This window comes from Kitasatospora sp. NPDC043950 (assembly GCF_056435345.1).
Genome location: NZ_JBWKER010000002.1, coordinates 83,635 through 93,489, shown reverse-complemented (window position 1 = coordinate 93,489; position 9,855 = coordinate 83,635). Strand labels below are relative to the sequence as shown.

Sequence of the window (9,855 nt, the reverse complement as noted above, 5' to 3'; positions counted from 1 at the left end):
CCGCCTTACCCCCCCCTGCTGCCGGATACTCCCCCCTCCCCCCCCCCCCCCTCCCCCCCCCCCCCCCCCCCCCCCCCCCCCCCCCCCCCCCCCCCCCCCCCCCCCCCCCCGCCGTTCACGCCCCCGCTCCGTCCTTGATCGGCCCGGGTGCACCCGGACGCGGGTGGGCCGGGGGCGGCGGCTATCTTGATGGGTCACGGACATCCGGAGGGAGCGGGCGATGGGGATGGGGATGGCTGGTCGGAGGGTGGCTGCCGCAGTGGCGGCCGGGGCGTTGATGGGGGTGCTGGCCGGGTGCTCGTCGGGTTCTACGGGGAGTTCCCCGGCGGGCTCGGACGCGGCCAAGGGCGCGGCGGGGGCGGCGAGCGCGGTGGCGAGCGCGACGGGTCCGGCGGGCGGTGAGAGCGGTGCAGGGGCTTCGGTCCCGGCGTCGGCGTCCGCGTCTGCTGCCGCGACGGGGGCGGGTGCGGCCTCGGGTGCGGCCTCGGCGCCGACGACCGGAGGCGGCGGCGCCGGGGCCTCCGCTCCGCCGGCCGGTGCGGCGACGCCCGGGGCGGACCTGGAGGCGGTGCTGCTGGACGACAAGCTCGTCGGGCAGGTGCTGCCGGACGCGAAGGCGATGGCGGGCTGGGAGGAGGAGAAGCGCAAGGTCGACACCATCGACCACGCCACCACCTGCACCGCGTCGGTGCCGTGCACCGGCAAGCCGCTCAGCGGTTCCGTCCGGTTCTCCTCGGGGGATCTGGTCGCCCGCTTCATCGTCGAGACGCTGCCGAACCGCGACGCCGCCAAGGGCAAGCTCAAGGAGTCCTACGCCTCCTACGGAGCCGGGCCGTTCCGCAAGGTCGACTCCCCGGTGCTGGGCAGCGAGAGCCAGGTCTTCCAGGGTCAGTTGGGCGAGGGTGAGGGCATCGGCATCGTGCTGCGCTCGGGCACCGTCGTCGCCAGCGTGACCACCGAGGGCGGGCCGGCCGACGTGGCTGCCGCCCGGCGGTTCGGGGCGATGCTGGTCAAGCGGATCGAGCAGGCCCAGGCGGGCAGGACCCCGGACGCCGGGCTCGGACTGGCCTGACGGCCGCCGCGTACGCGAAGCGAAGCCCCGGGCCGAGGAGGCGCCGGGGCCGTTTGCGCTCGGCGCCGGACCGGACGGCGTCGGACCGGACGGCGCCGCCGCCCTCGACGTGCCCTCACCCCGTTCGACGTGCCCTCACCCCGGCCGTCGGCCCCGGCCGTTCGCCCCGGTCGGCGGGCCGTGGGGCGGTCCCCGCGCGGGCCGGACCGGGACCGCCCCTGGGCTGGGGAAACGGATGTCGGTCGGCCGTGATATCTACTCATCTGGGGTGGCCGTCGTGCGGCCATGCGAAAGATGCCGATGATGTTCGAGGGGGCCACACATGCCGCTGTTCCGACGCCGCTCCGGCGAGGAGGCCGCGCAGAGCGGGGCGGGCTGGCGCGGGAGGGTGCGACGGGCCGTCGGGTCCGCGCCCGTGGCGGCCGTTGCGGCGCCGCGGCTGGATCCGGCGCTCGGGGACGAGTCGCTGCGCCTGATGCTCGGCCAGGCCGCCGCCGGTGACTGGGCGGCCCTGGGCCCCGCGCTGGCCGCCGTCGGGGACGGCGCCGATCTGACCGGGCGGGTCGGTGCGATCGCCGAGGTGCCCCGGGTCGAGGAGTGGACGGCTCGGGCCCTCGCCGACCGGCCCGAGGACACGTCGGCGCTGCTGCTGTCCGGTGCCCGGCACGTCACCTGGGCCTGGGAGGCCCGGACGGGCGCCCGGGCGAAGCACGTGTCCGAGAAGCAGTGGAAGGTGTTCCACGAGCGGCTGGACGTCGCCGAGGAGCAGCTGCTGGAGGTCGCCGAGCGCGAGCCGTCCTGGCTCGCCCCCTGGTACTTCCTGCAGATCAGCGCCCGCGGCGCCTCGCTCCCGGCGGAGGTCGCGACCTGCCGCTTCGAGGCCGCCGTGCGCCGTGCTCCCGGGCATCCGGCCTCGCACCGCCAGCGCCTCCAGCAGCTGTGCGCCAAGTGGGGCGGCTCGCACGAGGAGATGCACGCCTTCGCCCGGTCCTCGATGCTCGCGGCGCCGGAGGGCAGCCAGCTCGGCGAGCTGGTCGTGCTGGCGCACCTGGAGCGCTGGCTGGACCTCCCGGACGGTGAGGACCGCGCCTACCTGGCCAGTGCGGAGGTGGTGGCCGACTTGCAGGAGGCGGCCTTCCGCTCCGTGCTGCACCCGGACTTCACGCCGGTCCGCGGCTGGCAGGGTTCCTTCAACGCCTTCGCGATGGCCTTCTCGCTGGCCGGCCAGCGCAAGACCGCGCGCCTGCTGTTCGAGGCCTTGGACGGCGCCGTCACCGAGTCGCCCTGGCACTTCCTGTCCGGTGATCCGCTCAAGGCGTTCGCCTCCCACCGGGACCGCTGCGCGTACTGACGCCCCGGCCCGCCCAGAACCTCCGTCACCCGCCCCGCGATCGAAAGAGCCCCAGGTGTCCCCATCCGAGAACCCGACGCCCGACAACGCGGCGAGCGCGCACACCTTCCAGGTGGACCTGCGCGGCCTGGTGGACCTGCTCTCCCACCACCTCTACTCCAGCCCGCGGGTGTACCTGCGCGAGCTGCTGCAGAACGCGGTGGACGCGATCTCCGCCCGCCGCGCCCTCGATCCGCAGGCGCCGGCCCGGATCGTCGTGCGCGCCGACGACGAGCTGAGCGTCACCGACACCGGCGTCGGCCTGACCGAGGCGGACGTCCACACCTTCCTCGCCACCATCGGCCGCAGTTCGAAGCGCGACGCCGACGGCCGGCTGGACGGCGCCGGGCTGGCCCAGGCCCGCGGCGACTTCATCGGCCAGTTCGGCATCGGCCTGCTGGCCTGCTTCGTGGTCGCCGACGAGATCACCGTGGTGACCCGCTCCGCCGCCACCCCGGACGCGCCGGTGATCGAGTGGCGCGGCGGCTCCGACGGCCGCTACACGATCCGCACCCTGCCCGCCGCGGCCAAGCCGGAGCCGGGCACCACCGTGACGCTGGTCCCCCGCGCCGACGCCGCCGAGTGGACGCGGTCGGGCCGTGTCCTCGCGCTGGCCCGGGACTTCGGCAGCCTGCTGCGCCACGACGTCACGGTGGTGGACGCGAACGGCACCGAGCACCGGGTGAACCGCACCCCGCCGTGGGCCGAGCGGCACGGCTCGCCGCTGGCCCGGCGCGACGCGCTGACCGAGTACTGCCGCGCAGCCTTCGACTTCACCCCGCTCGACACCATCGACCTGGACCTGCCGCTGGTCGGCCTGCGCGGCGTCGCCTACGTGCTGCCGGACGCGGCCCCGCCGTCCCGCCGTTCGGGCCACCGGGTGCACCTCAAGGGCATGCTGCTGTCCGACCAGGCCGCCGAACTGCTGCCGGACTGGGCGTTCTTCGTCCGCTGCGTGGTGGACACCGACGGCCTGCGCCCGACCGCCTCCCGCGAGGGCCTGTACGCGGACGAGACGCTGGCCGCCGTCCGCGACGCGCTGGGCGTCCGGATCCGCGACTGGCTGACCGGCCTGTCCGCGAGCGATCCGGCGCTGCTGCACCGCTTCCTGTCCGTGCACCACCTGGCCGTCAAGGAACTCGCCCGTTACGACGACGAGTTGCTGCGGATGATGCTGCCGTGGCTGCCGTTCGAGACCACCGACGGCAACGTCACCCTGGACGAGTTCACCCGCAGCCACCCGGTGGTGCTGGTGACCCGCACGGTCGAGGAGTTCCGCCAGGTCGCCCCGATCGCCGGCGCCGCCGGCCTCGGCGTGGTCAACGGCGGCTACACCTACGACCGCGACCTGGTGCACCGGCTGCCCGAGATCCGTCCCGGCGTCTCGGTCTCCGACCTCGACCCGGGCACCGTCACCGCGCACCTGGACACCGTCGACCCGGCCGCCGAGCTCGCCGCGAACGCGTTCCTCGCCGTCGCCCGCGAGGTGGTCGGCCGCTTCGACTGCGACGTCGCCCTGCGCAGCTTCCACCCGACCAACGCGCCCGCGCTGCTGCTGGACAACCGGGAGGCCCGGCACGAGCGCAGCCGCGCCCAGCTCGCCGAGGAGGCCGACGGCCTGTGGGCGGACATCCTGGGCTCGCTGCGCGCCGAGGCGCCCCGCGCCCAACTGGTGCTCAACCACCTCAACCCGCTGGTGCGCCGCGCCGCGACAGTCACCAACCGCGAGCTGGCCGTCACCGCCGTCGAGGCGCTGTACGGGCAGGCCGTGCTGATGACCCGCCGCCCGCTCAAGGCCAGTGAGAGCGCCCTGCTCAACCGCTCGTTCATCAGCCTGCTCGACCACGCCATGCTCGGCCACGAGTCGGCCGGCCCGGACCGCACCGACCCGAAGGAGGCCTGATGCTGGACACCCCCGACGCGGTGATGGCCGCGCTGCGCGAGAACGACGCCCGCCCGTACGGCCGCCAGCGGACCGTCGCGGCCGAGGAACTCGTCGACGCCGCCGAGCAGTTCGACGACACCGGGGCGCGCTCGATGGCCCTGCTGGAGCTGATGGAGGCGTACGAGTACGACGGCGAGCGCAGCAAGAGCCCGGTCGTCTTCGCCCGCCTCCTCAAGCTGTGGGACGCCGACCCGGACGGCTTCGGCGAGTGGGCCCGCCAGCAGGTGTTCTGGCGCTTCAAGTGGGTGGCCGGCGCGCTCCTGGGCAACCCGGACGTGCCGCTGCCGGCCCTGCGGCGCTGGCACACCGAACTGCGCGACCGCTACCGGGCGGCCGGCTTCGACCTCCAGCCGTACTACGCCCAGCGCTACCACCTGGCCGCGCAGACCGGTACCGGCCGCCAGGACGCCTACGAGCTGTGGACGGCCCGCCCGCGCTCCGAGCTGAGCGACTGCCACGCCTGCGAGACCCGGGCGCGCGCCGAGCACTTCGCGGACGCGGGCGACGACGCCCGGGCGCTGGAGGTCCTGCAGCCGGTCCTCGACGGCCGGAGCAGCTGCGAGCAGGAGCCCGCCCTCAGCCAGGCCGCCGCCCTGCTCCCGCTGCTGCGCCGGGGCCGTCTGGACGACGCCCGCTCCAGCCACCTGACGGGCTACCGCGCCGCGCGCGGCAAGGCCTCGATGGCGCACGCCGTCGGCCGCCATGTCGAGTTCTGCGCGCTGTCCGGCAACGAGCCGCGCGGCCTGGAACTGCTCGCCGAGAACCGCGACCTGTTCGCGGTGGCCGGCGAGCCGTCCGGGCTGCTGTCCTTCCTCACCGGCGTCGAGGTGCTGCTCGCCGTCCTGGCCCGGGGCGGCCATGGCGGGCTCGCCGTCAGCGGCCCGCCCGGCACCTCCTGGACGGCGGACACCCTGCTCGCCCACGTGCGCGCCGAGGCCGACGCGCTCGCCGCCCGCTTCGACGCCCGCAACGGCACCGACGCGGTCGGCGCCGACCGGCGCGCCCGGCTGGCCCGCGAGCCGCTGCTGGCCGAGCCGCTGGCCCTCGGCGTGCGCGCCGCCGCCGCGCCCGAGCTGGCCGCCGCCCCGGCGCTCGCGCCCGCACCGCGTAGGGCCGTCGAGCCGGAGCCGGAGGACTTCACCGCCCTGGTGGTCCGGGCCCGCGAGCTGGAGCTCGTCGGGCACCCGGACGCCGACCGGCTCTGGCGGCGGATCGCCGAACGCGCCGCCGCCGACGGCTTCGCCCACCCCGAGGGCACCGCGGTCGGCAGCCCCGGGCGGCTGCGCGCCGAACTCGCCGAGCAGCGGGCCCACCAGGCGCTGGAGCGGGACGAGCACGCCGACGGCCGGGCCGGGCTGCTGGCCGCCGCCGACCTGTTCGAGCAGGCCGGGCTGCCCGGCCAGGCCCTGATGGTCCGGGCCCGCGCGCTGATCGTGGAACTCGGCGAAGTCGAGGGCGCGGTGGCCGACTGGCCGGCGCTCGACGAGGTGCTGCGCCGGGCCGAGGAGCTGCGGTCCGCCGGCGCGATGGCCGACGACGACCACCTGATCGTGTGGCAGGTCCGCGCCTACGCCGCCCACCACGACCTGGTCGAGGCGCTGCCCGAGCCGCCCGCCGAGGCCGTCGAGCGCTTCGAGGCGGCGGCCGGCGGCTACCACCGCACCGCCGTGGAGCTGGGCTCCGCCCGCCGCGCCGCCACCTCCCGCCAGTACCTGGCCGACGCGGCCGCCCGGCAGGGCCGGCTGGCCGAGGCCACCACCGAACTGCGCGAGGTGCTCGGTGAGTTGGACGCGGCCGAACTGCCCTGGCACACCCCGCGGGTGCTCGGCCTGCTGGGCCAGGTGCTGCTGCAGGGCGGCGAGTCCGCCGAGGCCGTCGAGGTGTTCCACCGGGCGCTCGCCGAGGCCGCCCGCTGGGGCGACGACTCCTACCCGTACGCGCCCACCTACCTGATGCTCGGCCACGCGGCCATGGGGGCCGGCGACCGCGGCGGCGCGGTCCGGGCGCTCACCGAGGCGGCCGCGCGCTTCGACCGCAAGGGCCGGGAGGCGGCCGAGGACGCCGCCCGGGCCCGCCTCCAACTGGCCGACGTGCTGCGCGCCGCCGACCGCACGGCCGACGCCGTCGCGGTGCTGGAGTCGGTGCTGCTGGACGCCGCCGCGCCGGAGCTGGACGTGCGGATGCTCGCGCAGGCCCGGCTGGACCTCGCCCGGGGCCTCACCGAACTGGACGAGCACCGGGACGCCGCCGAGGAGTACCTGCGGCTGGCCGACGCCGTCGCCGGCTGGGAGGAGCAGGACACCCACACCATGGTCGCCTGCGAGGCCGCGCTGGCGCTGGCCCGGGCGGACCGCTGGGAGGCCGCGAAGGCCGCCCTCGACCGCGCCCTCGCGGCCCACGCCCAGGCCCCCCAGGTCGACCAACTGGCCGCGACACTGCGCGAGTTCGCCCGGCTGACGATGCACGCCGAGGGCCCGGAGGGGCTGCCGTCGGCGCTGGCCCGGCTGGCCGAGGCGGACGCCGCCGGGGAGCACGCCGGGCAGGCCGGTCAGGAGTACAACCCCTGGTACCTGCGCGGCGGTTCGCACTACGAGCGGGCGCGCTGCCTGGCCATGGCCGAGCGCCACGAGGAGGCGCTGGCCGAGGTCGAGCGGGCGATCGCGGTCTACGAGGGCGGCGACGAGCGGGCCGGGGCGTCCAGGGCCGAGGCCGTCCGGCTGGCCGCGCTGATCGAGGGCGCCGACCTCGGCCGTACCGGGGCGGCCGTCGCCCGGCTGACCGCGGGCATCGCCCGCTGCGAGGCCGCCGGCCTCCCGGAGGCGGCGCAGGTGCTGGCCGACCTGCGGGAGCGGTTCGCGGCCGCGAACTGACCGCGGCCGCGAACTGGCCTGCCCGGGGCCCGGGGTGCGCAGATCCCCGGGCCCGGGCGTCGCCCGTCAGCCCGTCGGCCCGTGTCAGCAGGGACCGTCGTCGCCCCAGACGCCCCACTGGCCGCTGGCGCTCGGCACCTCGTTCAGCGTCCACCACTTGGCGTGGTACTTGTGGCCGCCGTACGAGACCTTGCTGCCGCTGGTGTACGTGGTGCTCGCGCTCCACGCCGGGTCGGTGCAGGCCCCGGGGGTGGTCGGGGGAGTCGTCGGCGGCGTGGTGGGCGGGGTGGTCGGCGGGGTGGTCGGCGGCGTGGTGGGGGGCGTCGCCCCGGCGAACTTCACGGTGTACTTGGTGAAGTCCCAGTCGTTCTGCGCCACGCTGGAGCAGGAGCCGGACAGCCCCGGGTCCACCGGGCCCGTGCACTGACGGTCCCGGTTGACCGACCAGTAGGTGTACCGGGCCAGGTTGTGCGCGGTGGCGAAGTCCAGCACGGCCTGGAAGTCCGCCTGCCGGAAGTACTCGGCGGCGTCGGTGCGGCCGTTCATCATCGACACGCCCTCGTGGGCGTAGGCCGTCGCCTCGGACCAGCCGAAGGTGGTCTGGAGGATCTGGTTGAACTTCACCAGCGCGTCGGTCTGCGCGGCGGCGCCGTTGAACCCGCCGTCGAACGGCATGATCGAGTAGTTGTTCGGCGTGAAGCCCTGCGACTTGGCCTCGTTCAGCATCTGTGTGCCGAACCAGCCCGTCCCCGCGTTGGTCCCGGCGGTGGTGATCGAGATGTAGAGGCCGGGGTTGTTCTGCTGGAGGATCCGGGCGGCGCCGATCTCGTTGTGGATCGCCGCGGTGTTCTCGTACTCCGGCTCCTCCAGGTCGAAGTCGATCGCCTTCAACTGGTACTTGGTGATCACCTTCTGGTACCCGGCGGCGGTCGCCTCCGGCGTGCCGCAGACCTGGCCGAGCTTGGTGCCGCCGTACCCGCCGACCGACACCGAGACGTCCCCGCCCTTGCCGCGGATGGTCTGGATGACGCCGGGCATGGTGGTGTCGGTGTCGATCGAGGAGGTGCCGCCCCAGGCCGGCGAACAACTGGTGCCCTGGGCCAGGATGAACGCCAGCTGGAAGGCCTTCTGTCCGGTGGCGTCCATCACCGCCGCGGCGTCCGGCGGGCTGTTGTCCTCGGGCATCAGATAGGGCGCCGAGGCGTACCAGTTGCTGCCGAGGCCGGTCGTGGTGTCGGCGGCGGCGGAGCCGGTGTTCGCGAGCGCGGCGACGCCGCCGGCGACCAGGCCGAGCACCCCGGCCACGGCGGCGGCGACCCGGGGCGGGCGGCGGCGCGGGTTCCGGGGGGCGGGGTGTGGGTGAAGTGCGCGTTCCATCGAGGGCCTTTCCAGGCGGGACGGCAGTGGGGGAGGGGCTGCTCACGCCGGAGGTGGGGGTGGCGCGCAGACCGAACGGGCCTCCGGCAGGGGGTAGTTGCCGAAGACTGTCACTGGTATAGACCTGTCGAGGAAGGGCGGTCAACCCCGAAATGGTCAAGCCGGGGTCCGGCGCCGGCGGTGGGCCGGGCGCCGGACGGGCTCCCCGTCAGGCGCGCGCCGCCACGCGGACCCCGACCCCCGCCCCCTGTGCGACCCCCGCCCCCTGCGCGGCGCCCACCGCCGCCAGCAGCCCGCCGACCGCCGGCGACCACGGCCGGCTGGTCGGCCCGGTGAGCGTGAGCGTGCGGTGGACGGCCGGCCGGATCGGGACGAGCACGCAGTCGGCCGGGAGCATGGTCAGCGCCAGCGCGGGCATCACCGAGACCCCGACGCCCGCGTGCACCATGCCGATGAGCGTGTTGAGGTCGCGGATGCGGTGCCGGGGGGTGAAGCGGGTGCCGGCCCGGCGGAAGGCCTCGCGGATGTGGTGTTCGCAGCCGCCCTCGGAGAGCAGGAAGTCGTCGTCCTCCAGGTCGGCGACATGGATGGTCTCCTGCCCGGCGAGGGGGTGGTCGCGGCGCAGCAGCGCGTGCATGGAGTCGGCCCCGAGCGCGACCGCCCCTGGCGGGAGCGGCCCGGGGTCGACCAGGACGGCGGCGTCGACGGTGCCCGCCTCCAGCCAGGTGGCGAGCTCGTCGTCCTCGCCCTCGAAGACCCGGACGGTGACCTGCGGGTAGGCGGCCTTCCAGTCCCGGAGCAGCCCGGGCAGCAGCGCCTGGCAGACGGTGGTCGGCGCGGCGAGCCGCACGGTCCCGACGGGGCCGCCGGAGTGCCGGGTGGCGATGGCGCGCACGGCGGCTGCGGAGGCGACGGCGGTGCGGGCGTGCGGGAGGACCTGCTCGCCCAGGGGAGTGGGCCGGGCCGGGGTGCCGCGCAGCAGGACGGGCGCGCCGAGGGTCCGCTCCAGCGCGGCGACGGCGTGCGAGACGGCGGACTGGCTGATGCCCAGTTCGTCGGCGGCCGCGCCGAACCCACCGGTGTCGGCGACCGCGACCAGTGCCCTCAGCTGGGCCAGGTTGACCTCCGAGGCCATGAGACTTCCTCATCCATCCGGCACTGCCACTTGTTGGACTCATGCTCTGCCACCGGGCCACCCTCT

Annotated in this window: 6 protein-coding genes; 4 read left to right on the top strand and 2 right to left on the bottom strand. The window is 75.7% G+C overall.

Annotated features, from left to right (window positions below; translation table 11 throughout):
• Nucleotides 1–247 precede the first annotated feature (247 nt).
• The 4 genes from AC07BF_RS01605 (at nucleotide 248) to AC07BF_RS01590 (ending at nucleotide 7,277) form a co-directional block, all read left to right on the top strand.
• Entirely contained in the window at nucleotides 248–1,072 is an 825-nt protein-coding gene (locus AC07BF_RS01605) for a hypothetical protein (RefSeq protein WP_478332756.1), read from the top strand.
• A 322-nt stretch (nucleotides 1,073–1,394) separates the two neighbouring features.
• Nucleotides 1,395–2,423, top strand: a complete 1,029-nt coding sequence (locus tag AC07BF_RS01600; protein ID WP_363588315.1) for a hypothetical protein — start codon at nucleotides 1,395–1,397, stop codon at nucleotides 2,421–2,423.
• Between the two features lie 55 nt (nucleotides 2,424–2,478).
• On the top strand, nucleotides 2,479–4,365 hold the full coding sequence (locus tag AC07BF_RS01595) for an HSP90 family protein (protein WP_363588313.1): 1,887 nt from the start codon (nucleotides 2,479–2,481) through the stop codon (nucleotides 4,363–4,365).
• On the top strand, nucleotides 4,365–7,277 hold the full coding sequence (locus tag AC07BF_RS01590) for a hypothetical protein (RefSeq protein WP_478332755.1): 2,913 nt from the start codon (nucleotides 4,365–4,367) through the stop codon (nucleotides 7,275–7,277). The genes AC07BF_RS01595 and AC07BF_RS01590 overlap by 1 nt, the downstream gene beginning before the upstream one ends.
• An 84-nt stretch (nucleotides 7,278–7,361) precedes the next feature.
• Here the strand turns inward: AC07BF_RS01590 and AC07BF_RS01585 are convergent, their stop codons facing one another.
• Nucleotides 7,362–8,654 carry a carbohydrate-binding protein gene (locus tag AC07BF_RS01585; protein ID WP_478332754.1) on the bottom strand — a complete coding sequence of 431 codons (1,293 nt, stop codon included), beginning with the start codon at nucleotides 8,652–8,654 and terminating at the stop codon, nucleotides 7,362–7,364.
• Between the two features lie 208 nt (nucleotides 8,655–8,862).
• Nucleotides 8,863–9,789 carry a LysR family transcriptional regulator gene (locus AC07BF_RS01580; protein WP_478332753.1) on the bottom strand — a complete coding sequence of 309 codons (927 nt, stop codon included), beginning with the start codon at nucleotides 9,787–9,789 and terminating at the stop codon, nucleotides 8,863–8,865.
• Between the last annotated feature and the right edge of the window lie 66 nt (nucleotides 9,790–9,855).

What these genes read in the sequence shown, in the direction of transcription:
- AC07BF_RS01590 (WP_478332755.1), top strand. Translation starts at nt 4,365, where the DNA reads ATGCTGGACACCCCCGACGCGGTGATGGCCGCGCTGCGCGAGAACGAC.
- AC07BF_RS01580 (WP_478332753.1), bottom strand. Translation starts at nt 9,789, where the DNA reads ATGGCCTCGGAGGTCAACCTGGCCCAGCTGAGGGCACTGGTCGCGGTC.
- AC07BF_RS01585 (WP_478332754.1), bottom strand. Translation starts at nt 8,654, where the DNA reads ATGGAACGCGCACTTCACCCACACCCCGCCCCCCGGAACCCGCGCCGC.
- AC07BF_RS01600 (WP_363588315.1), top strand. Translation starts at nt 1,395, where the DNA reads ATGCCGCTGTTCCGACGCCGCTCCGGCGAGGAGGCCGCGCAGAGCGGG.